This is a genomic window from Auritidibacter ignavus, from assembly GCF_029853775.1.
Lineage (GTDB): Bacteria > Actinomycetota > Actinomycetes > Actinomycetales > Micrococcaceae > Auritidibacter > Auritidibacter ignavus.
Genome location: NZ_CP122564.1, coordinates 1,573,787 through 1,596,562, shown reverse-complemented (window position 1 = coordinate 1,596,562; position 22,776 = coordinate 1,573,787). Strand labels below are relative to the sequence as shown.

The following is a 22,776-nucleotide window of genomic DNA, read 5'->3' as shown; positions in this document are numbered from 1 at the left end:
ATCACTACATTGAGAGTAGCAGAAGTCACAGTCTCAGACGTTAAATTTCATGAAGGGTAGAGGGGTGGGAAAACAGGCGTAGACTATACCCGCTATGGGGCTATAGCTCAGCTGGTAGAGCGCGTCGTTCGCATCGACGAGGTCAGGGGTTCGACTCCCCTTAGCTCCACTGAAGAAGAGAAGATCGAAACTGCCCCGCCTGATGGCGGGGCAGTTTTGTGTCTGCAGTGACGTGCGCCGGGACGTCGATGCTGATGGAGTGGACAGCCCTGCGCCGACAGGACGAGCCTCGTACATGTGGCGGTCCTCAGTGAGTCTTAGAGCGTGGCGGGGCACTCCGGGCGTGAACCTCGCTCGTGTGGCGTGGTGTTCCATGCGCGAGAGTGCCGGTGAGGTCAGCTCCAGGCACAACCGGTGGGGCCATTGGCCGGAATGCTGTGGCATCGAGCTTCTCCGCATAGGACGAGAGCTACAACTAGTTGTTCGAAGCTGCGTTTGCCTTCCCCACCTGAAGTCACAATTCGAGTACATCACAATGACTCCGACAAACCGGCGGGGATTCTTGCGGCATGCTGATCAGCAGTACAGTCAAAGCATGGACCAGCGCAGCAGCGGCAGCACCCCATGGTGGGTGCAATCCCACCACAATCCGCCGACTCCTGATGAGCGCAGGCTGCTTGAACGTGTCGAAGAGCTGTTCGCTGCAGAGTCTGCTGGCCTGAGCGAGTGGGACGACCCGCACTATGATCCCTCGGCACCGGGCGAACGCCGGGACGCGAAGGAGGAGGAGTACAGCCAGTGCCTGGATCCACAGAAGTACAGGATCGTGCTGGCCAGGGCCGACGCCTGGACCATGGTGCTCACCGAACTCGGCTGGGCAGAGGCACAGGACACCAGCGGTGCATTCGACACCCCGGATTCACCCATCGAATGGGCACTGTTCCCGTGGTCCTCCCCCGCGTCCGGACATATGGCAGTGCTGCGTCCCCACGCTGAGGGAGCTGTGCCGCTGACGTTCTGGACCGTGGACGCTGCCGAAGACACTGCTGCCAGTGTTTCCATAGGCGCCGGAGACCCCGCTGTCTTTCTCGAGCAGATGCCGGATTGCGGCTGCGATGCCTGCGACTCCGGATCAGAGGACATGTTCCGAGTCATCGATGAAACAGTACTCTCAGTGGTTGGCGGTTCACTCATCGTGGAGCTGAACAAGAAGTGGCTGAGCGTCCAAAGCGGGACGGGCTCCAGCGCTGGCGGCCCAGATTCCCTGTTCCGGCAGACGACATCCTTCCACGCATCCCCGTGGAGCGATTCTTGGGATCCACGTCCTGTGTTCGAGCCCCCTGTGCCCGAACCCATCGGTCCGCCGCGTCGGGGTCCCGGCGTGTCCCGCTTGGCGCGGGACTTCCGCTTTATGCCCCGTCGGTACGCCGCCTACGTGGACGATCAGCCCAGCGGAGCACTGCTGCGGAGGAAAAAGCGTGGCTGAGAGTTCACAGCGGCTGGGCATCCCAGAGCCGATTATGAACGTGCTGCGCTGCCCGCTCTGCGCTCAGTCCCTGGATCAAGGTCCTGCTCGACTGCACTGCCCATCCGGGCACAGCTTCGACCGCGCCAAACAAGGCTATGTCACCCTGCGGCGCGGTGGCCCGACGCCGAAGAATGCTGACACCCCCGCCATGGTCGCCGCCCGGGAGACTCTGCTGGGCAGCGGACTTTACGCGCCGATCCGTGACCGGCTGGCCACCCGCATCACCGCCCGACTGACCGAAGATCAGCCCAGCCCGGATCAGCCCAGCCCGGATCAGCACAGTACGGATCGACACAGCCCGGACCAGCACAACACGGCAGAGCACCATAACGACGCCGCGGCGCCCTTAGTTGCCGACCTCGGCGGCGGGACAGGTTACTACTTAGCCGGGATTCTGGAGTACCACCGACCGGCCTATGGGGTCTGTATTGACCTCTCGGCTGCCGCATTGAAGCGTGCCGCCCGGTGCCATGAGCGCGCAGCGGCTATCGGCAATAACCTGCTGGCAGATCCCCTGCCTTTGGCGAATAATTCTGTCACCGTAGCTACCAGCATCTTTGGACCCCGCAATCTCCCGGAGATCCGGCGCGTGCTGCGGAACAAGGGAGTTTTCGCCGTGGTCACCCCACCAGCGACCACCTGGCAGAACTGGTCGGACCCTTAAGTCTGGTCCAGGTCGATCAGCGCAAAGACGAACGCCTGGCTGCGAGTCTGAGCGACTTCACCATGATCGCTTCTGAGCAGATTTCCTACACCGCATCGGTCAGCCGCGATCAGGCCCGGGCACTGGTGGAGATGGGACCCAGCGCCCACCACATCAGCACCGAGGATCTCGTCTCAGGTCTAGACCGTCTGCCCAAGGATCTCGTCGTGACCGTCTCAGTCAACCTCGGCCTCTACTGCCAGACCTGAGCTGCTGGACCGCTGGGGCGGGTGCGCCGAACATCTCGCGTCCTGTGTTGATCAGTCGGATGACCTCAGCTTCTTTCAGCCCTCCGACACCAGGTACATAGATATAGCGGTGATGCCTATTCCATACTGGGCCCATCGGCGGGGAAATACGTGGACGAAGCTCCGGTGCCAGCAGGTGGTTCACGTGATAGACACCAGAGGGCGTCAGCACCATCACGATCAGGATGTAGAACATCACCCGCAAGGCATTCGACCAAGCTGCCGGCTTTCCTCGCAGTCTCACGCTTCGAGCGGCGCGCAAGGTACTGAGTGCCTGGTCGAAGGTCATGGGCATAAAAGCCACGCTATCGCTTTCTGTCCCGGACGCTAAAGCCAGAGGCATGAGGTCATGTAAGGTCCGCACTCGGCGGAACCACCTGCACCACGGTCTGCACTGCGACCAGCGGGATGCTGCTCCCAGCCGGCCACCGCCGCCTCAACAATCGGTGACCCTCTCCGCCCGGCGGCGTCGTCGGTCACGCGCGGCTTTCACCACAGATCAGTCCGCAGGTCGAAAGCGCTCCCGCACCAGAGCAATAAGGGTCTCTTCACTCAAGCCCAGCTGATTCACCGTGTCCCGGAGCGTATCGATCTGGGTGGTCAGCTCCGCTGTGGACTGCGGTACGTCCGCAACGATCGCTCCGCGACCCCGCCGCATATCCAGCAGGCCCTCTTCGCGCAGATCCTGGTATGCCTTCAGCACGGTATGCAGGTTAACCGTCAGGGAGGAGGCAACCTCCCGGGCAGAGGGCAGACGATCCCCCGGGGCGAGCCTCCCCTGGGCGATATCTGCCCGGATGGAAGTGGCAATCTGCTCATACAGCGGCACTGGTGAGGAGGTGTCAACCCGCAGAAACATCGCGGCGCCTAGTGTGTCGAGGCTGGGGATTCGCGCTGGAGCAGGGATGCCAGGACATCGGCAGCCTCATCCGCGTCATCGACGGTGACCACCAGTGCGGGCTTGTCGCGACGCTCCACACGCAGCGAGTTACCATCCTGAAGAATGATGCCTCGCGCGCCCGGAGCCATGCGCAGGCCCCATCCGCCGAACTCTGAAAACCCGCTTGTCTCACCGGAGCTGACCGAGGTGATCTCGCTCAGGCCCACATGGACCGACGGCCAGCCCAACGGCACCGAACGGAGCCTGAGCCCTTGGGCGTCGATCTGCATACTGAAACGAGTTGCCGTGAGGACTGCGAAAAGAACGACAATAACGGCCACGCCCATCAGCAGAATGATCCACAGCGGCGATTCGGGAGCTATCACCGCCGTAGTGACTACAACCATGCCTGCACTGAGGTACAGCACCCATCGGATAGAACTGGCCATCTGGATCCGGCGAACCCACATCACACTTTCAGTCTCTCCGAGCCCCAGCGAAGCGGCTTTCTCGGTCAACGGCTGCCGCGGCGGGCTTGCGGGAATCAGGAAGACCAGAGCGGCCGAAAGCACGACGGCACCCAATAGGGCGATTGCGGTTATCCCACCCACCGCACCGGCCTCCCGAGCATCGTCCAAGCCACGTTGGATCGCTAGACCTCCGGTCAGCGCGGCTGTGACCAGCAGCGATGTCCCGAGACTGACTCCAGCCATCAAGCGGGCCATGAACGTGGAGGCCCTGCCGGCCCGCACACTGGGAAGTACCAACACGCTGATGAGCACCGGAAGCAACAGGCCAAAGCCCAGGATGGAAGCTGCCATCACCCAGAGTTCGGCAAAGGAGTCCGCTCCCCCGGCACTCCAATGGATCGCCACCGGAGCTGGGAGCTCCGGTCGCCAGAGCGCCAGGAGCAGCAGGCCAACCCCTACTGCCACCGTGGGGAGAACCATGCTGATCACCACAAAGGTGACTGTCTGACGCTTCGCGTCGGCCCGTCCCTGCCTGTTCACCGCAGACCTCCTCTAAGAACTAGTTGTTATATCTCAAATATAACAGTTGATCAGCTCTGTTGTCTTTGACTGTTCTCACTCTCTTCGGGTAACTCAGTGATGGAGCAGGAATCCTCATCGTCTACTTGTCCAGGTCGGGTTCATCGCCTAATCTGGCGGGACCGACCAGCACTGGTGGCTAGGGCTCCGTCGGCGTGACAACGCGTCGAGTCTGGTTCAAGCGCCACGGTACACCGCAGAACAGTTGCGGCGTTGATCTTAAGGGATAGAAACTTTCAGGAGTGGTGTCGGCATCGTTCTGGTGCCCACCTACTTGGAGGCTTGTCCCATGTCTGTTTCATCAACAGGCTCTTCCCCTCATTTCATTCGCTTAGTGTATGCGCTGGCACTCAGCATCGGTGTCAGCTTCGGCGCGATCCTATTCGGCACCTCTGTGCTCATCACTTCTCATGCAGCTGGTGCCGAATTCTCCCTGGCACTTTTGTCTTCCGCGTTCTCCGGTTCCGTACTCACTGGAGCGTGTCTAGCAGTACCGGTAGGCCGACACGCAGACAAGAACGGCATCCGTGGCATCACGGCCTTAGGCGGGGCGCTCGTTGCTTGTGGTTTCCTCGGCTTCTCCCTCAGCACAGCCCCTTGGCAGCTGCTTGCTTCCTGGTGGCTGCTGATTGGACCCGGCAGCACAATGGTGCTCTTCGAACCTGGATTCATCGGTCTTCAACAATGGTTTAACCGCGAAACCCGCAATCGTGCAGCTGGAACCCTCACCTTGATCACCGGTCTCGCCGGACCGATATTCATCCCAACTACAACATTCCTCGTCAACGAGGACGGCTGGAGAGCAGTAGCGTCCTTTAATGTGGTGTACGGCTCCCCGGTGAGAGCGTCATTCATTACAGAGTGACGGCCACCGTGTGATCCTTCGAGTGAACCTACCAAAGCACTCTCGAAAGGACGTTTCACGATGACCGTCACCCCTTCTAGTATCGACCTTCGGGCCTGTTGGAGGAACAGCTTTTGCAGGCAAGTCCTGACCTGATCCGGGACTTGTTGCAGATGTTCATCAACACCCTGCTCTCAGCCGAGGCTGACGCGGTCTGCGGCGCTGAATATGGGCAGAGCTCTGATGCCCGGCAGAACCGGCGCAACGGCTACCGGCACCGGGGCTTCGACACTCGGGCCGGCACTTTGGATGTGGCGGTACCCAAGCTGCGGCAGGGGACCTACTTCCCCGAGTGGCTGCTGGAACGACACAAACGTGCTGAGCGGGCACTGACCTCGGTGGTGGCCACCTGCTACTTGCTGGGGGTCTCTACCCGCCGGATGGATAAGCTCGTCGGGTCCCTGGGGATCGAGAGCCTGTCGAAGTCCCAGGTCTGGCAGATGGCCTCTGAACTCGATGAGCAGGTCGAGGCCTTCCGCACCCGACCCTTAGACTCTGGGCCCTACACCTTCGTTGCCGCTGACGCGCTGGTGCTCAAAGTCCGTGAGTCCGGCCGTGTGGTCCCGGTGCACGCGATGGTGGCTACCGGCATCAACCGCGATGGCCACCGCGAGATCCTCGGCATCCAGGTCAGCACCGCCGAGGACGGGGCCGGCTGGCTGTCCTTCTTCCGCGACCTGACCGCCCGGGGCCTCTCTGGGGTGAAGCTGGTGACCTCTGATGCCCACGCTGGGTTGAAGGCCGCGATCGCTGCGACCTTACCCGGTGCAGCCTGGCAGCGGTGCCGGACACACTATGCGGCCAACCTGATGGCCACTACCCCCAAGGCCTCCTGGCCCTGGGTGAAGACTCTGCTGCACAGCATCTATGACCAGCCCGATGCCCAGGAAGTACACGCCCAGTTCGACCGTGTCGTCGAGGCCCTGGACCATAAACACCCCAAGGTCGCCGACCACCTGGCCGGGGCCCGCGAAGACATCCTGACCTTCACTAGCTTCCCCAAAGAGGCCTGGCGCAAGATCTGGTCAAATAATCCCAACGAGCGGCTGAACAAGGAGATCCGCCGCCGCACCGATGTGGTCGGGATCTTCCCTAACCGCGAGGCCATCATCCGCCTAGTCGGCGCCGTGCTGGCCGAGCAGCACGATGAATGGGCCGAAGGCCGCCGATACATGAACCTCGAGGTCCTCCAACACGCCCAACAGCTCGGCACCGACACCACCGAGGAGGTGCCACCACAGACCATCGAAGCCCTCGCCGCATAACCCAGAATTACACGCTTGAAGGATCACCCCTCATACACCACACCACCGGACTTGACCTCAACAGAAGCGTAATGATGATAGCTGTGCCAGGTGGGAACCGTCCGGGTGGGGCATTCATAGCATTCCTTTGCAAGATGTCTAGGTGTCTTAAAGGTAGCAAAACTGCTAAACACGTGTGTTTGTTTCCGGGCTCGAATTGGACGATGAGGCGCTACGTTTGCACCCACCCACGACATCGTATGAAAAGTTGCGTATGCACAACCGAATGCTTGCTGACAATGACGCGTTGATGTACCACCAGGCGCTTTTCGTCCGAGGGCGCCATGCTCAGCCCGCTCTGAAAAGCTCAGGGCTTTCCGGCAATGCCCGTCATGGTGCACGTCCCAACCGCCGAATTCTGCACCCTTAGGCCCTCGCCGGTTGGGTTCTGCGGACGTGTGTGGGACAACGTGCGCAGATCTAACGCAACGGCTAGATATTCGCGTAGCAACTCTATCTGTCATCCGTGCAGGTGAAGTCGCGTCTGGTCGAAGAGGGCGACTGTGGCGCCAGCAAGCTCGAAACGCAGGACGTCAGATACGGAGTTCCGATTGAAGGAGTCGTTACTTTGATAAACCCGCTTAGTAGCACCAGCGCCACCGTAGCTCGTCATGATGACGTTGGCCATCTGCAACTCGGTGTGAGTCGGGTACAACATCCAGTTGTATCCACCTGCTGTTGCGCCCCAAGGTAAAAGGCTCAGCTACGTAAGATGGGCAACAAGAAGCACCCCCGTTGATGGCGGGAGAAATTCTCATGGTTGGTGGCTCCGGGCGTGACATCGGGATGGTGCGGGCGGTCACGCGACGAGTGGTTCAGTCGTCTTTACGAATGTAGTAGACGACGATACTGATGATGACGACGAGGAGGATGGCCGCGAAGGGACCGGCGTCGAAGGACCAAGGACCGATCCCGACGCTGTTGTTTGCTGTGATCATGCGTTCTCCTTGGTTCGAGTGTCGGGTTCTTCTGGGACGTATCGTGATTTGAAGATCGTGGTGTAGACGGGGCCGGTGAGTAGCCAAGCGATGTTGATGAGGGTGAGTCGCGCCACCCAGGCCCACAGCTCGTCAGTCCAGAATTCCTCCATCGTCGAAGGCCACGACCAGCCGGAGAACGCCTTCATGATCAGCAAGGCGGGCACGGCGATGGCCCAGGCCGTCAGCACACGCAGCCAGTCTTGCCACTCGTGCCGGACCTTGGCGGGCCCTGTCCGTGGTGGACGTGATGGTCTGGGACCATCGGCGAATCGATAAGCGAACCATGCATCCGCTCTTTTGATGATGTAGTGCCCGAAACCGACGCTGAAGCCCAGGTAGGCCCCGGCAAGCCCGTGGACGAAGGTGGGCTCGGAACCACGGGAGAGATCCAGGCTCACCAGGATGATCAGCACCAGATCGGCCAGTGGCACGCTGAGCAGCAGGGCCGTGCTGGTCCGTTTCAGCTTGAGCGCGTAGCGAGCGAGCAGTCCGAGCACGAGCAGAACCCAGAACGCGATCTCGGCGCCGATGATGGCGACCACTATCCAGCTCCCAGAGAAATCCATGTCTCAACCTTGTCGCATCCGCGCTGTGTCATCATCGACCAGATGACGGCACTTCGCAGGCTGTGCGTCACCCGTTTGGGCTACGCAGGATGGTGCTTGCGTGAGACCCATCATCGGGTTGAAATAGAAGCAAGGGCGTGGACGATCGCGGGTCGCGAGGTGATGGTATGACTGGGACAGGGTCGATCCCGTCGCTACGTCATACGTGGATCACCATCGGGTATGTCGTGGTCGCGATTGGCTTCTGCTTCGTGCCGGGCGCGGGGATCGAGTGGTTCGCGACACCCCGCTCACAGGTCCTGATCGGTAGCATCGCTACCGCGATCGCCCTCGGCATTGTGCATCTGTTCCGGCAAAAGTGGCCCACCGTGGTCGTCGTAGCAGGGCTGGCAGTAATGACCGCTGAGGGCCTCACAACCGGGACCACTTCGGTTGGGGCGATCCTGATCGAGTGTGATGCCCTTTATAGCTTGGTCATTGCCCGACCAACGACGCGGTCCCGGAGACTACTGCCGATGATCGCCGCGGTCTGCTTGTCCAGTGCCGTCGGTGGACTGCTTCTAGCGAACCTCCTCGCGGAGCCATTGTTGCAGATGACTACCTTGCTACTGGCGGTCGGGGTTACTCTGTGGTGGGGTATCACCGTACGAGCACCGATGACCCGGGCCGAGGAAGAACGTGAACGCGCCACTCTCATCGCTGACGCCGTCGCGGCCAAACAACGAGAGGCGCTGGTCGCTGAGCGACTGCAGATCAGTCGCGAACTGCACGACACCATTTCCGGGCACCTGTCTGCCATCACAATCCAGGCAGCTGGGGCCCTGGCGACCACAACACCGCCCACAGCCGAGGAACTGACCGAGCGCCTCGAGCGAGTCCGGGCTCTCAGTCTGGACGCGATGGGCGACATGCGAACCCTGATCGACGTGCTCCGGACCGACACGCCCTCATCCCTCGCGCTCGCCCAGAACTGGTCATCGGTGGACTCGCTCATTGCAGGTGCGCGAGAATCCGGCACATCTATCACCCTGACCGGCGACGACCCCGCGACGATCAACCTGGACCCGCTCGTCTCGGTCACCGCCTATTACGTCCTCCGCGAGGCACTCGTTAACGCCGAAAAACACGCCCCGGGCAGCGATGTGACCATCGATATCCGACACGAGGACGAGGTCCTCGCTATGACCATCACGAACGGACAACACCAGCCTGGGCACGTCGGAGCGATGCCGTCCGGATACGGCTTGATCGGATTGGCCGAACGTGTCCGCCTCTGCAACGGAGAGCTCGACATCGACCGCTCCAACGACACCTGGACCTTGCGGGTCTGTCTGCCGCTGAGAACCGGACGGGAGTCACAGCATGCCTAGACTCGTGATCGTCGATGACCACGCCGCCGTGCGGGCGGGCGTTACAGCCATCCTCACGGCCGATTCGGAAATTGAGGTCCTTGGCGAAGCAGCGACCGGCCACGACACGATCGAGGCCATCCAAAGCCTGAAGCCGGACGTGGTCGTCCTCGACCTCCAGCTACCTGACCGCGACGGCGTTGACATCTGTCGCGAGATCACCGCAACGACCGCCACTCGCGTGTTGATCCTTACTGCCTATGAGATCACCGACAACATTACCGCAGCTCTGGATGCCGGAGCGACAGGGTTCCTCGCCAAGACGGCCGAGCCACAGCAGATGATCGACGCTGTGCACGCTGTCGCAGCAGGACAGGCGTATCTCACCCCGTCGGTCACCCGGCACGTCATCGCACAGGCGACAGGCAAACACCCGCCAGCACATCGAACCAGGGCTGCCGCGCCGGAGCTGACCGACCGCGAGCGGGAAGTCCTGCAACTGGTCGCCGAAGGTCTGACCAACAAGCAAATCGCTCAGCGACTTGTGATCTCCCCAGCCACTGCGAAAACGCACCTGGCGCGCATCATGCAGAAACTGGGAGTATCCACCCGCACACAAGCGGCCATGCTTGTTCGAGCAGGAAACTCACTGGATAACGGAGTGTGAGGCCAGGGCTGTTCCGTCATCAGACGGCCGTGGTCGGGGCGAACGAGAGGTCATCGATCAAAAGGAACTCTCAGAGCCCTCTTCGGCGTGATAAAGGAACAGGGTGTGAGCGTGACAGCGCCCGTTGACTTGCTCAGCTGGGCAGATCTGCAACTCTTGATAGCATAAAACCCGTTCTAGAGAGGGGGTCTCATGGAGGGTGCGCAGTTATTGGCTGACAACCTGCTGTCCATGTGGTGGATTGCGATCGTCGCTGTACTCGCTCCCATTCTCGCGTTGGTGACGAGACGCGTTGTACCGGATGTCGTGTGGTTACTCGTGTTCGGGATTATTATCGGCCCGAACATGCTCGGTTTGGCTGAAAGCACTGAAGCTGTCGAGTTTTTGCGCGAACTCGGTATGGGATTTCTGTTCCTGCTGGCCGGTTTTGAGGTCAATGCATCTGAGATGCGTGGCCGGCAGGGTCGGCATGCCGCCCTGACATGGTTCATTTGCGCGCTTCTTGGTGCTGGGGCTGGGTTCCTCTTGCTCCAAGATGGGTGGCAACTCGCTGTGGTGTTTGGCATTGCCTCCACATCGACTGCGCTGGGTACCCTGCTGCCGATCCTCAAAGACTCGGGAGCCCTGCAGTCACCGTTAGGGCGTGCCACCATGGTGCACGGGGCCTACGGAGAGCTGTTGCCCATCGTGGCCATGTCTTTACTGTTGTCCACCCGGGGTACCTGGCAAGCAACGGTCGTGCTCATCCTCTTCAGCCTCGTTGCCATGATCACCGTGGCGGTCCCGACGCGGATTTTCCGCAAGCTTCCACGCCTGGGGCGGGCCTTCGGGGACGCCTCCGATTCAACAATGCAAACCACTCTGCGCATCACCGTGTGGGTGCTGATCACGCTGATGCTCCTCACCGCACTGCTAGAACTCGATGTGGCACTTGGTGCGTTCTCCGCCGGTCTGCTACTCAACGCAGCGCTCAGCGCTACGTCTCCCGCTCATGCCGACGAGGTGATGCACAAGATCGAAGTCGTCGGGTTCAGCTTGTTGATTCCCGTCTTTTTTGTCACCAGCGGTATGTCGATCGATTTGGGTGCAGTTCTCAGCCAGTGGCCTCTGCTTTTAGGTTTCGTCGTGGTCATTGCTGTGGTCCGCGGGCTACCGGTCTTTGTGCGTGAGCAGTTCACCACGACGCATTCAGGGCTGAAAACCGTGCAAGAGCGCATCGGGCTGGCATTCTATTCAGCGACCGGCCTACCCATCATCGTTGCTGTTACCCAAATTGCAGTTTCGTCAGGTCTCATCTCCACGACCTTGGCCTCGATCATGGTGACTGGAGGTGCGGTAACAGTTCTCATCTTCCCGTTTATTGCCTCCCGGATCACGGCAACCGGCATTACCGTTAACGAGAGTAAATAAGTCATCGGGGGAGAAAGCTTGCCCACGGGGTTGGTGTGGCGAAGCCCAGTTCGTTGGCCATCTCGTGCGATGCGACTGTGGTCCTCTGAATGCTTGTCACTCTACTCAGTAGGCCAGAAGCGACGATGAAATGGATCATTCTTCTTCGAAATAACGTCTTGAGGTTTCTACTTTAGAGTTCCTGAATTCTTTCATGGGTCGACCGGATTGTGCCTGGAATGCTGAGCGTTACATTGTTGCTTGTGAACACGATATCGACAAATAACGTTTTCAAAGGAAAATGTTGGTGTTCTCAAGTGCTATGCGGGTAACGGCGGAGGTAATGACTCGTCCAGGCGTGAGCTGAGAATGACTCATGGTGTAGTTCGTGTGTGTGATTCCCAGTTCTGCGCGTGAGACCTGCGAGTTCCCCATGTGCCGATTCTAAACCCGCTTGTTCTGTCGTCCCGAACGTGCGATGCATTGTCTCGTCGCCGGATAGAGCATGGCAGATGAGCCTATCGCCGCAGGGCACACGGCTAAAGCGAGGCTGTGAGCATCGGGTATAAAGTGGTCACCAGCAAAATCGCCATGACAATGTTGAAGGCTCGGCGCGTGCGGGGCTGTCCGAGCCAATCCCGCAGCTGAGCGCCGAACAGCGCCCAAATCGCCACGCTGGGCGCATTGACCAGGGCATACACCGTGGCGATGAGGCATACCTGCAGAAGATCGATCGAAGCGGGCAGGTAATTGGCCGAAGCACTCACTGCCATGACCCATGCTTTTGGGTTAACCCATTGGAAGGCGGCAGCGCCCAGGAAGGTCATCGGTCGCCTCTGCGAGTTCTCGCTGGTAGGGGAGGGAGCTGTGGCGATTTGCCAAGCGAGCCACAACAGATAGGCCGCGCCAACGAGACGGACGAGCGTGTATAGCGCGGGGAACGTGGTGAACAGCTGGGCAAAACCCAGTGCCACAGAGAACACCAGCACAAAGAAGCCGGTGCTGATCCCGGCTAAGTGGGGCAGCGTTCGTCTCAAGCCGAAATTTACCCCGGAGGCCAGCAACATCAGGTTGTTCGGTCCCGGTGTAATGGAGGTGACCAAAGCGTATCCGGCCAGAGCGAGCAGAGTGTCGACGCTCATGCCGAAACCGACCGGGAGTGGAAAACGTCTCGTGGTTTTGTGGTGTTCATTCCCATAGCATGACACTTATGGGAATACGGTGCAGGTGTCATAGGACACTAAAGGAGCTCGTGTGAAGACACAATCGTCGTGGCATGCGTGGGTCGAGGAGGGCACTGCGACGCTGTACGAGCGTCTCGCAGCTGCGATCGAATCTGATATTAGGAACGGGCTGCTTCCTCCCGGCACCCGACTGCCGGCGCATCGCCAGCTTGCCCAACAATTACAGATAGCAGTAGGCACAGTCACACGCGCCTATTTGCATCTGGAACAGCAGGGTTTGGTTCAGGGCCAGCACGGTCGTGGTACGTTCGTCGCTACATCAGATCAGCCCGGTGCGCCGGCGCTCAGTGGGAGATCCAGTGCGTCCGGCGGGGCGGTAGAGTTGCTTGACTTATCCCTGAATGTGCCACCACCGTTGATCGCTGCGGAAAAACTTGCCACGACATTGGCGCAACTGCCGGATGCGTTTTTGGCCGCCGACTTTTCCAATTACGCAGATGCCTCTGGGGTACCACGGCACCGCCAGGCCCTTACTGGATGGTTGTCTGGGCAGGGAGTTCAGGTCGACGTTGAGCGTGTGCTAATCACCCACGGGGCCCAACATGCACTTGCCGTTGCTTTTGCTGCCACCGCGCCAACTCGGGGAACTGTCTACACCGAACCCCACACTTATGGGGGTGCCCTATCCGCAGTGCGTCAAGCACTCCGACAACTCGTTGCCGTACCTGTCGACGAAGAGGGAATGATTCCCGGGGCCTTAGCCGAAGACCTACAAGGTGCTAACCCTGAAGAGCCGGCAATTGTTTATCTCACTCCAACTCTCCACAATCCCTATGGCATCAGCATGCCACAGCATCGTCGGCGCGAGATTATCGCCGTCTGTCGCCACCACGATACAACCATCATCGAAGACGATGTCTACTCTACTTTTCGGACGCCCCACACAACCCCGCTGGTCGCACTCGCTCCCGAACGAACCTGGTATATCAATGGCTTTTCAAAGTGCATGGGTCCCGGTTTGCGAGTAGGTGTGCTTATCGCGCCGGCCCAGCAACTACAACGCGCGGCAACGATTCTGCAAGCTACGGCGCTGGCAGTCAGCCCGATCATGGCTGAACTGGCTACACGCTGGATCCAGGATGGAACCGCACGTGATGTCGCTACGGCGTTGCGCGCTGAACCCCAGGAGCGACTCACGCTCGCCGATACCATTCTCGGTGACTACCTCGCGCGTCGTCCTGCCGGCGGTTTCCACCTGTGGCTTCCGCTCCCACGACAGCGCGCCGAGGAAGTCGCTCACCACATCGCGCGTGCCGGGGTGTTAGTCACTCCGCCCGCATCTGTGCTGACCGACCCAGCCGGTCAATCCGCGGGCCTGCGCCTGTGCATTGGCCGTCCCACGCTTCACGAACTCGACCGAGGTTTGCGCAAGTTGCGACGCATCCTTGCCGGACCAGCGCAGCTCGCACCGCCCAGCTGATGCTGTCGATACTGGTGACCCAGTGGATGAAGGGCCGTTACTTGACCTGCTCAATGTTGCCGTTTTCGAGGTCGTATCCCGTCACCGTGAGATTGCTGGCCTGGTGCAACGAGTGATCGATGCGCGGGGGATTACCGCTCAGGCCCTGGGCGGACGGCGCTTGAGCGAGCCGGTATGACCGAAGCGATCGTCTACAGTTCTCGCCCAGACAAGCTAGACCACAAAGACAACACCATGTCGTGAAACAAGGCGGCGATTGATGACGATGAGCTTGCGGTCATTCACGCGAGAAATTCATGTCCCGCTTGAGCTGGTACGCGCAGCGACGTATGGCCCCAGTGGCGTCGCCGAACCCAAAGGTTTCCGTGCCCCGGGACTGAATACGCTCGGGAAGAAAGTCTCGGCAACGTATCGACTCGACGGGGAACAGTACTACTGGAATGTCACCGGAGCATCGGATGTGGTGGTCTTCGAGATTGACCCGGATTTTAAATACAGCCGTCTGATTCTCTCGATGGACGACCCGGTCGGCTGGGAACGAAAAATCAATAACGGGGTGGGAAACCCAACCCCTGGAGCACTGGCGTTCAGAGCGCAACAACGCGGTTCGCCTGTTCTTTATGGCCATTCAGACCAGAAAAAACAGGCGAACCGCCGTGCGAACCCGAATGTTCCTTAACCCTTGAGCTCGTCTGCCAATTGGTGGAACAACTTAGACGCGTTGCCGAACCGGTGCAAGGTCATCGAAATCGACTGTTCCTTGACCCAGTACCGCAGTTCCACTCGACCCGAGTGCGTCACAGGATCATCGAGCAGAGCCACCACTGGACGGTCGGCTACCTTCTCGCGGACCTTCGAGGCGATCTCACCGAGATGCCGAACCCGAGTCCCAACACCGAAGTCGTACTCGCCGCAGGCCAGCTTCTTCGCGAACTCCGTGTCCTTTTCCTTCGCCGGCTTGACGTTGAACTGCTTGGCCACGGTCTTCAGTGCTTTCACCGCACGCTGATCGGCGTCGGGGTGATATGACATCACAGGGGTGACTTCGGCAGTTGCTGCCGCCAACAGGACGCGGACTACGTCGTGGCTGGTTGCTCCAGGAGCCAGGCGAAGGACCACATCAGCACGGCGATAGCGGAAGATATTGGCTTCTGAGGACAAGCCGGTGGGATCCTGAGCGACACCGAATTCTCGGTCCCACCACACGGCGTCATCAGTGGCCGCAACCTTGAGTGCTTCCAGCTCGGTATCAGACACCAACGACTTGGCCTCGGCCGTTTCCAACAGGTCCTGAACGACCTCGTTGGCCGTGTGGGGTGTAGACACCTTGGTGGTGTCTACGGCGTCGTTCCAGGTACCAAACAGCATCACGTAGTTCGGCCCACCGGCCTTAGAACCCAGCCCCACTGAGGACGCCTTCCAACCGCCGAAGGGTTGGCGGCGCACGATCGCGCCGGTGATCCCGCGGTTGACGTAGGCGTTGCCGACGTGGACGTGGTCCAGCCATTCGGCGACCTCGTCGGTGTCCAAGGAATGGATGCCACCGGTGAGACCAAACTCGGTCTGGTTCTGGTACTCGATCGCGGTCTTTAGGTCCTTGGCCTCCATCAGGCCCAGGACGGGCCCGAACACCTCGGTGAGGTGAAAGAAGCTACCGGGCTTGACTCCGGTTTTGATCCCGGGGCTCCACAATCGGCCGGTGTCGTCGAGTTGTTGCGGCTTCAAGAGCCACTGTTCGCCGGGCTCCAGGGTGGTCAACGCGCGGGTGAGTTTCTCGGTCGGCAATTCGGTCAACGGGCCGACGGTTGCCGACAGGTTCTGTGGCCAGTCCACCACCATCGATTTCGCGGCGTCCACCAACTGGCGACGGAACCGCTCGGACTCATAAACGCTACCGACGAGAATACCCAGGGACGCAGCCGAGCATTTCTGACCGGCATGACCGAAAGCCGAGGCCACCAGATCCGCCACCGCTAGGTCGCGGTCGGCCGAAGGAGTGATCACCAGTGCGTCCTTACCGGAGGTCTCAGCATTGATGTTGAGCTCGGGCTTCCAGGAGCGGAACAGTGCGGCCGTATCGGAGGCGCCGGTGAGAATAATCCGGTCCACACCCTGGTGAGAAATCAGCTTCTTGCCGGCATCGCCTTCATCAGGGTAGATTCCGTGCAACACCTCCCGCGGTACTCCGGCATCCCACAGGCATTCCAACAACGCCATCGAACAGTGCGGTGTGGGGGTCGATGGTTTGTGAATCACCGCGGCACCGGCGGCCAGCGCGGCAGCCGTCCCACCGGTGGGGATGGCCAACGGGAAGTTCCACGGCGGGGTAATCATCACCAGTTTGTCGGGGGTGAATTCGGCGTGCTCGACCTGTTCGAGAGCCAACGCGCTGTGTGCGTAGTACCGCAAAAAGTCGATGGCTTCAGAGATTTCCGGGTCAGACTGTGCCACGGACTTACCCACCTCGGCGGCTGCCACAGAGGCGAGGTGTCCTCTGCGGGAGGCCATGATATCTGCGGCCCGGTAAAGAATCGTGGCCCGCTCGGAAGCGGGGCGGGCGGCCCACTGCTGGCCAGCAGCGCGCGCATTGGTCACCAAAGCGTCAACGTCTTCGGTGGAGACTTTCTCCGGTACCGACTGTTGTTTCAGCCACTCGGGGGTGGCCCGTTCGATGACCTGTTCGGCCCAACGCTGGTTGGGTTCCAACGACGGGTTGGTGTCGGGCTCATTGCGAAACTCGGGGACACCTTCGGAGTACTCGCCGGGCTGGTGGGACTCTTCGGCGAGCCGATCCTGTTGGTGGTTGGGTCCGGGAGCAACGGTACCCTCCGCGACGAGGATGGCTCCCAGCGATTCTACCGCGCTGCGGAACCGGGATTCTTCGCGACGGAAGATCTCGCTACCCTCACCTTTCTTGTCCACCGAAAGGTCAAAGATGCCCGACATGAAGTTCTCGCTGGAGGCATTTTCCTCCAGACGACGCACCAGGTAGGAGACCGCGACGTCGAACTCCTCGGGACGGACCGCCGGAACGTAGAGCAAGAGCTGGCCGACATCGTCGCGAACGGTATGCTGCTGTTCGGCGGCCATACCCTGTAGCATCTCGAATTCCAGGCGGTCGGTTACCCCGCGCTCGCGACCCAGCAGGTGGGCGAAGGCGATGTCAAACAGGTTCTGACCGGCCACGCCCAGGCGGACACCGCGCATCCGCTCTTGGGTGAGCAACCAGTACAGCACGCGCTTGTAGTTGGCGTCGGTGGCTTCTTTGGACTCACAGGTGGCCAGGGGCCAGTCCTGAATATCGGCGTGCACCGTTTCCATGGCCAGGTTCGCGCCTTTGACCAAGCGGATCTTAATACCCGCACCGCCGTTCTCAACTCGTTCATTGGCGAACTCGGCCAGTTCCTGGACTGCGCCTAAGGCATCGGGCAAATAGGCCTGGATGACGATTCCGGCCTCGTAGTTCTTCAGCTCTGGCTTGGACAGCAAGCGCTTGAACACCGCGATGGTTAACCGCAGGTCCTGGTACTCCTCCATGTCCATGTTGATGAACTTGGTGCCAGCCGGTGCTTTGGCTGCCTCAAGGTAGAGGTCGGTGACCCGGTTGACCACGTAGTCAACGGTCTCTTCGTAGCCCCACATCGAAATCTGGCTGGCAATCGAAGAGGCCTTGATCGAGACGTAGTCCACATCATCGCGACGCAACAACCGCACGGTGTCTTCAAGGTGCTTGGTGGCTTCGTCTTCACCTAGCACCGCTTCACCGAGCAGGTTGATGTTGAGTCGGTTGCCCTGCTTTTTAATTTCTTTAACGGCCTTGCCGAACTGTTTATCGCGCGCATCGACCACCATGTGGCCCACCATCGACCGCATCCGCCGACGCGCCACCGGCACCACGATATCCGGCATCAAACGTCCCAGAGCAGAGCCAGCTTGGATCTGCGCACGATCGAGCGCATCCAGAGTATCGGGAGCGATGTCGCCTAGCTCGTTCAGTGCCTTCGCTGCTGCCTTGGTATCTTCGGTGCGGATCACGCGGTCTACGAAGCCGACGGTAAAGTCCAGGCCCGTGGGGTGAGCAAGGACCTGAGAGAGTAGTTTGGCCGAGCTATGAGGTTTGACCCCGGATTTTTGAGTCTTCTGCAACCAGGTTCTGACCTTCTGCACGGCCTCATCGGCCAGTCGGCGGAGCTCTTGCTGCACGCCCTGTTCGGTGGAAGTGATTTCGCTCATCAGCTTCGTCCTCTCCTGACGTTGGACGACCCGGTATTCAGTAGTGTGTTGTGGGTCTCGTAGACATCGTAAGCAGTAGCTTTTTATCCTTCGTTAAAATCGAATGAAATCCTCCGACTCCATCGGAAGACGCTGAAAGACGGGGAGGGTACCGTGCTGAATCTGCATCGACTCCAGCTATTTCATGAGTTCCGCTTGCGTGGCACGATCTCAGCGGTGGCCACCTCATTGGGGTACAGTCCCTCCACGGTCTCCCAACAGCTGACGCTGTTAGAGAATGAAGTTGGGGTGGCCCTGTTTCACCGAGGCGGACGCACGCTACGGCTCACGACGGCAGGTCTTCGTCTGGCTGAACATGCTCAGACGATGCTGGATCTGCAAGAAGAGGCCTTGCGCTCGCTGACATCTGCTGAACCGGAAGTCGGTGGCCTGCTGAGACTGTCAGTTTTTCAGACCGTCGCGCTCACACTCGTTCCGGCAGCGCTGAGTCAGTTGCGCGCCCAGCACCCGGAACTGCGGGTGGAGATTGTGCAGGCGCCACCGGAGCGGGCCTTATTTGATCTGCAGGCTCGACGTCATGACTTGGTGGTGGCAGAGCAATATCCGGGGATGAGCAGGCCGAGGCAAGCTGAGTTTGACATTGAACCGTTGGGAACCGATTCCCTGCGTCTGGTGGTCCCCCAACAGCTAGCCGGGATAGACGCCGAAGACCTGGATGCCTATCCCTGGGTGATGGAGCCGGCTGGAACCGTAGCGCGAGAATGGTCCTTACAACAATGTCGGGCCCTGGGCTTCGAACCAGACGTTCGGTTCACCACGGACGATCTCGCCGCCCAGCTGAGGCTGATCAGCGCCGGGCTGGCTGTTGGGATTCTGCCGGAGCTTTTCCTGGCCGGTCACCGACTCGACAGCGTGGCGCTCAAACCATTGCCACAGAACCCGGTGCGCAGTATCTTTACCACGGCTCGTCGGTCTTCGGTACAGGCGCCAGCGGTTCACGCCTGCCGGCAGAGTCTGGCGGAGGCGTTTAAACAATTCTCTCGTAAAGGCTGGCGTCACGATTCGCCGTGACGTTGTCTGATAGGGCGCCTCTGGGCGACGATAGCTTCCCCGAGAGCCCGGGTCTCCGTACAGTGGGGGAACAACTATTGTGATAGAGAGCACTCTTGGAAGGAATTGCGGATGCCTGCTCAGATGCCACCGGTGGTGAACGAAAACGGATTATGGTTTGAGGACCTCTACGAGGGCTACACCTTCACGACCGGCACCCACGAGGTGACTGTGGAAGAAATCATTGCCTTCGCACAGCGATTCGACCCGCAACCGTTTCATACCGATGCCGATGCGGCCACAGCAAGCCTTTTCGGCACGCTGGTGGCCTCCGGGTGGCATACCGCTGCGATGAGCATGCGCCTGGTGATCGACTCTTTTCCTGTTGCCACCGGTGTGATCGGGGGACAAGGCGAAATAGCCTGGCCCTCTGCAACACTGCCGGGAGACATCCTGCGTGCAGAGTGTGTGGTGGAATCACTGCGGGACCCCGGCCCTGAGTCCCCGCGAGCCTCCGGCTGGGTGAAGAATACGACCACGAATCAACACGGTGAAACTCGTTATATCTCGCGACTCAAAGCCGTGCTGTGGAAGAACCCGACGTTGCGCTAGTGACTGTTCGCTTACGGTTCACAACACCAGATGCAGATATGCAGGTGGCCCGGCCGAACAGGTCGTTCGGGCCGGGCCACGCGTGTGCGCTGGTGGTGTCGAGACGATTAGACGGCGGTGTAACCGCCATCGACGAGGTGGTAGCTACCGTGGATGAAGCTTGCTTCGTCGCTGAGCAGGAAGGCGGCTACATCGGCAACTTCCTGGGCGCGACCCAGCCGGCCTAGCAAGTGCTTATCGGCCAACGACTGCTGAGTCTCGTCGTCGAGGTGCTTCTCGATCAAAGCGGTCAGGATGTAGCCGGGACCTAGGGCGTTGATGCGCAAGCCCTGCTCGCCGTATTCCGCAGCGGCGGTCTTGGTCAAACCGACCACGCCGTGCTTGGCGGTGACATAAGCGGCTGCGTGGGGGAATCCGACCGACCCCAGAATGGAGGCCAGGTTGACGATTCCGGACGCAGCGGGATTCTTGAGCAACTCAGGGATCTGGTACTTCATGCCGTAGAAGACACCGTTGAGGTTGACGTCGATGACCTTCTTCCAGTCATCGAGCTCCACGTCAGCGACCGGGACCGGCTCGCCACTGATACCGGCGTTATTCACCGCGTAATTCAGTCCACCGAAGGCATCTACCGCAGCCTGGACCGAAGCCTTCGCATCTTCCGGGACAGCAGCGTTGGCTTCAACAGCCTTGGCTTCACCGCCGGCTTCGATGATCTCGTTGGCTACTTTTTCTGCGTTCTCGAGGTTGATATCGGAAACCACGATCTTCAGACCGTGCTTGGCCAGGGTCTTACTGATGGCTTCACCGATTCCGGCGCCACCACCGGTGACGAGTGCGACCTCACCTGTGAAATTCATGGTTCAAACTCCTTCTGCCCAGCAGGGGCGTGGTGTTATTAGTGTGTTAGACATCAACACTAATCCTGACGCGGTTAAAACACCCGGCCCGGTTTTCTGCGAATTTGCAAAAACCGGGCCGGAGCAACGAGGCGATGAATCGCGTTAGGCGTTGGCCGTGACTTTCTCGGAGGCCATCAGCTCATCGAAGGCCTTCCGGTTCTTGGCCAAGTAGGCCGCGCGCTCAAATTCCTGCTCCACCTCGGGGTTGGGCTTGTAGGTTACTGCTGAGACAATCAGGGCCACCAGTAGCGACAGAATGAAGCCCGGTACGATCTCGTAGAGGTCGAAGATGCCACCGGTCAGTTCCGCCCAGACGAACACGACAACCGCGCCGACGACCATACCCGACAGGGCGCCCCAGTTGGTTAGCTTCCGGTAGTAGAGGCTGAGCAACACGAGCGGGCCAAAGGCAGCTCCGAAGCCAGCCCATGCGAAGCCCACCAGTTCCAGAATCGTACCGTTGGGATTCAGCGCCAGCAGGCCAGCAATGATGGCCACCAACAGCACCGCGCCACGGCCCATCAGTACCAGTCTGCGGTCGCTGGGTGGATCCTTGCGGACCACCTTGTAAATGTCCTCGATCAGAGCCGACGAGCACACGATCAGCTGTGAGGAGAAGGTCGACATAATCGCAGCCAGCACGGCGGCCAACACGAAACCGGCGAACAGCGGGTGCAGCAGTGCCTGGGACATCAGCAGCACGATGGTCTCGGGATCGGCCAAATCAACATTGTTTTGGTGTACCCAGGCCACACCGATGAGCCCGGCGAAAACGGTTCCGGCCATGGAGATGGCCTGCCAGGCCAGCCCCACACGACGGGCCTGCTTAGCATCCGAGGGTGCACGCAGTGCCATGAAGCGCACCACAATGTGTGGCTGTCCGAAATAGCCCAGGCCCCAGCCAATACCGGAGGCAATCACGATGATGGAGGCAGTGGTCAGTCCACCGCCGCTGAAGCTCAGGTGGTTGGGCTCCAGCGTGTTGATCAGTGAGACGGCTTCGCCCCAGCCGCCCACGGAGATCACTGCAAAGATCGGGACAATGATGAGCGCGATAAACATCATCAGGCCCTGGACCACGTCGGTCAACGAGGCACCGAGGAAGCCACCGAAGAGCGTGTAGAGCAACGTAACGGCGGCGACGATGAGCATACCGGTCAGGTAGTCAGCCTCGAAGGACGATTCGAAGAAGACACCGCCAGCGACCATTCCCGAGGAGACGTAGAGCGTGAAGAAGACCAGCACGATGACCGAGGAGACAATTCGAAGCACGCGGGAGGAGTCGCGGGTGCGGTTTTCGAAGAAGCTCGGTAGCGTGATGGAGTTGCGGGAAACCTGAGAGTAGGCGCGCAAACGTGGAGCAACAATAAGCCAGTTGACGAATGCGCCGATGGTCAGACCGATTGCGGTCCAGGCCTCAATGAGTCCGGCAACGTAAATGGCGCCGGGCAAACCCATGATCAGCCAGCCCGACATATCGGAGGCACCGGCCGACAGCGCAGCCACCCAGCCGGGTAGCCCCCGGTTGGCCAGCATGTAGCCTTCGTGGTCGCTGGTCCGCAGATAGGCCGCAACTCCGATGCCGATCAGCACTAAGAAGTAGATGCCTATAGCAAGGTAAATGAAAAATTGGTCGTTCATTGATAAAGATCCAAGAGGTAAGTGATGGTCGTTAATGGACAACTCGGGGCGAGTCAACCCCGCCCCGAGCACCCGGTTAAGTATAGGGGTGGTGGGTGGCTGTGGCT

21 protein-coding genes, 1 tRNA gene and 1 pseudogene are annotated in these 22,776 nt (G+C 60.0%); 14 read left to right on the top strand and 9 right to left on the bottom strand.

The window, feature by feature from the left end:
* The first annotated feature begins 96 nt into the window (after positions 1–96).
* The 4 genes from QDX22_RS07310 to QDX22_RS07295 all read left to right on the top strand — a co-directional run bounded on the left by QDX22_RS07310 (position 97) and on the right by QDX22_RS07295 (position 2,440).
* Positions 97–169: transfer RNA gene (locus QDX22_RS07310), tRNA-Ala, on the top strand.
* 426 nt (positions 170–595) lie between these two features.
* A complete protein-coding gene (locus tag QDX22_RS07305) occupies positions 596–1,486 on the top strand; it encodes a DUF6226 family protein (RefSeq protein ID WP_122549209.1) in 891 nt (296 codons plus the stop codon).
* The gene (locus tag QDX22_RS07300) at positions 1,479–2,192 is read left to right on the top strand and encodes a putative RNA methyltransferase (protein WP_110098121.1); all 714 of its coding nucleotides are present in this window, start codon (positions 1,479–1,481) and stop codon (positions 2,190–2,192) included. Before QDX22_RS07305 ends, QDX22_RS07300 begins: the two co-directional genes overlap by 8 nt.
* 62 nt (positions 2,193–2,254) lie before the next feature.
* Positions 2,255–2,440 (top strand): hypothetical protein, encoded by a 186-nt coding sequence (locus QDX22_RS07295; protein WP_110101443.1) that lies wholly within the window; start codon positions 2,255–2,257, stop codon positions 2,438–2,440.
* Here the strand turns inward: QDX22_RS07295 and QDX22_RS07290 are convergent.
* The 3 genes from QDX22_RS07290 to QDX22_RS07280 all read right to left on the bottom strand — a co-directional run bounded on the left by QDX22_RS07290 (position 2,412) and on the right by QDX22_RS07280 (position 4,369).
* On the bottom strand, positions 2,412–2,783 hold the full coding sequence (locus tag QDX22_RS07290) for a hypothetical protein (RefSeq protein WP_146206448.1): 372 nt from the start codon (positions 2,781–2,783) through the stop codon (positions 2,412–2,414). The two genes, QDX22_RS07295 and QDX22_RS07290, sit on opposite strands and share 29 nt — an antisense overlap.
* A 195-nt stretch (positions 2,784–2,978) precedes the next feature.
* Positions 2,979–3,338, bottom strand: a complete 360-nt coding sequence (locus QDX22_RS07285; protein ID WP_110098119.1) for a GntR family transcriptional regulator — start codon at positions 3,336–3,338, stop codon at positions 2,979–2,981.
* Positions 3,339–3,346: 8 nt separating this feature from the next.
* The gene (locus tag QDX22_RS07280; protein ID WP_110101445.1) at positions 3,347–4,369 is read right to left on the bottom strand and encodes a hypothetical protein; all 1,023 of its coding nucleotides are present in this window, start codon (positions 4,367–4,369) and stop codon (positions 3,347–3,349) included.
* A gap of 328 nt (positions 4,370–4,697) precedes the next feature.
* On the opposite strand from QDX22_RS07280, the gene QDX22_RS07275 reads away from it, so the two are divergent.
* The gene (locus QDX22_RS07275) at positions 4,698–5,273 is read left to right on the top strand and encodes an MFS transporter (protein ID WP_110101446.1); all 576 of its coding nucleotides are present in this window, start codon (positions 4,698–4,700) and stop codon (positions 5,271–5,273) included.
* 60 nt (positions 5,274–5,333) lie between these two features.
* A pseudogene (locus QDX22_RS07270) lies at positions 5,334–6,577 on the top strand (IS256 family transposase).
* Positions 6,578–7,431: 854 nt separating this feature from the next.
* Here the strand turns inward: QDX22_RS07270 and QDX22_RS07265 are convergent.
* A complete protein-coding gene (locus QDX22_RS07265) occupies positions 7,432–7,554 on the bottom strand; it encodes a hypothetical protein (protein WP_255410749.1) in 123 nt (40 codons plus the stop codon).
* On the bottom strand, positions 7,551–8,162 hold the full coding sequence (locus tag QDX22_RS07260) for a hypothetical protein (RefSeq protein ID WP_110110608.1): 612 nt from the start codon (positions 8,160–8,162) through the stop codon (positions 7,551–7,553). The genes QDX22_RS07265 and QDX22_RS07260 overlap by 4 nt, the downstream gene beginning before the upstream one ends.
* A 167-nt stretch (positions 8,163–8,329) precedes the next feature.
* Here QDX22_RS07260 and QDX22_RS07255 point away from each other — a divergent pair, with 167 nt between their 5' ends.
* From QDX22_RS07255 to QDX22_RS07245, 3 genes are all read left to right on the top strand, one after another.
* A complete protein-coding gene (locus QDX22_RS07255) occupies positions 8,330–9,532 on the top strand; it encodes a sensor histidine kinase (RefSeq protein ID WP_122549247.1) in 1,203 nt (400 codons plus the stop codon).
* Positions 9,525–10,178, top strand: a complete 654-nt coding sequence (locus QDX22_RS07250; protein WP_110098112.1) for a response regulator — start codon at positions 9,525–9,527, stop codon at positions 10,176–10,178. The genes QDX22_RS07255 and QDX22_RS07250 overlap by 8 nt, the downstream gene beginning before the upstream one ends.
* A 192-nt stretch (positions 10,179–10,370) precedes the next feature.
* A complete protein-coding gene (locus QDX22_RS07245) occupies positions 10,371–11,588 on the top strand; it encodes a cation:proton antiporter (protein ID WP_122549248.1) in 1,218 nt (405 codons plus the stop codon).
* A gap of 518 nt (positions 11,589–12,106) precedes the next feature.
* On the opposite strand, the gene QDX22_RS07240 is transcribed toward QDX22_RS07245, so the two are convergent.
* Positions 12,107–12,709 carry a LysE family translocator gene (locus tag QDX22_RS07240; RefSeq protein WP_110100757.1) on the bottom strand — a complete coding sequence of 201 codons (603 nt, stop codon included), beginning with the start codon at positions 12,707–12,709 and terminating at the stop codon, positions 12,107–12,109.
* Between the two features lie 112 nt (positions 12,710–12,821).
* Between QDX22_RS07240 and QDX22_RS07235 the strand changes: the two genes are divergently transcribed.
* The 3 genes from QDX22_RS07235 (at position 12,822) to QDX22_RS07225 (ending at position 14,910) form a co-directional block, all read left to right on the top strand.
* Complete coding sequence (locus QDX22_RS07235) at positions 12,822–14,231, top strand: aminotransferase-like domain-containing protein (protein ID WP_279717689.1); 1,410 nt, start codon at positions 12,822–12,824, stop codon at positions 14,229–14,231.
* A gap of 22 nt (positions 14,232–14,253) precedes the next feature.
* Positions 14,254–14,409: a hypothetical protein gene (locus QDX22_RS07230; RefSeq protein WP_158524723.1), complete on the top strand. Its 156-nt coding sequence runs from the start codon at positions 14,254–14,256 to the stop codon at positions 14,407–14,409.
* 87 nt (positions 14,410–14,496) lie between these two features.
* Positions 14,497–14,910, top strand: coding sequence for a hypothetical protein (locus QDX22_RS07225; protein ID WP_183145616.1), 414 nt, complete (start codon positions 14,497–14,499; stop codon positions 14,908–14,910).
* Here the strand turns inward: QDX22_RS07225 and QDX22_RS07220 are convergent.
* The gene (locus QDX22_RS07220; RefSeq protein ID WP_122549250.1) at positions 14,907–18,464 is read right to left on the bottom strand and encodes a proline dehydrogenase family protein; all 3,558 of its coding nucleotides are present in this window, start codon (positions 18,462–18,464) and stop codon (positions 14,907–14,909) included. The genes QDX22_RS07225 and QDX22_RS07220 overlap by 4 nt on opposite strands.
* 153 nt (positions 18,465–18,617) lie before the next feature.
* Here QDX22_RS07220 and QDX22_RS07215 point away from each other — a divergent pair, with 153 nt between their 5' ends.
* Positions 18,618–19,535, top strand: a complete 918-nt coding sequence (locus QDX22_RS07215) for a LysR family transcriptional regulator (protein WP_122549251.1) — start codon at positions 18,618–18,620, stop codon at positions 19,533–19,535.
* Between the two features lie 111 nt (positions 19,536–19,646).
* On the top strand, positions 19,647–20,126 hold the full coding sequence (locus tag QDX22_RS07210) for a MaoC/PaaZ C-terminal domain-containing protein (RefSeq protein ID WP_208392137.1): 480 nt from the start codon (positions 19,647–19,649) through the stop codon (positions 20,124–20,126).
* A gap of 107 nt (positions 20,127–20,233) precedes the next feature.
* On the opposite strand, the gene QDX22_RS07205 is transcribed toward QDX22_RS07210, so the two are convergent.
* Positions 20,234–20,986 carry an SDR family NAD(P)-dependent oxidoreductase gene (locus tag QDX22_RS07205; RefSeq protein WP_110100753.1) on the bottom strand — a complete coding sequence of 251 codons (753 nt, stop codon included), beginning with the start codon at positions 20,984–20,986 and terminating at the stop codon, positions 20,234–20,236.
* Positions 20,987–21,130: 144 nt separating this feature from the next.
* The gene (putP, locus tag QDX22_RS07200) at positions 21,131–22,669 is read right to left on the bottom strand and encodes a sodium/proline symporter PutP (protein WP_122549252.1); all 1,539 of its coding nucleotides are present in this window, start codon (positions 22,667–22,669) and stop codon (positions 21,131–21,133) included.
* Positions 22,670–22,776 lie beyond the last annotated feature (107 nt).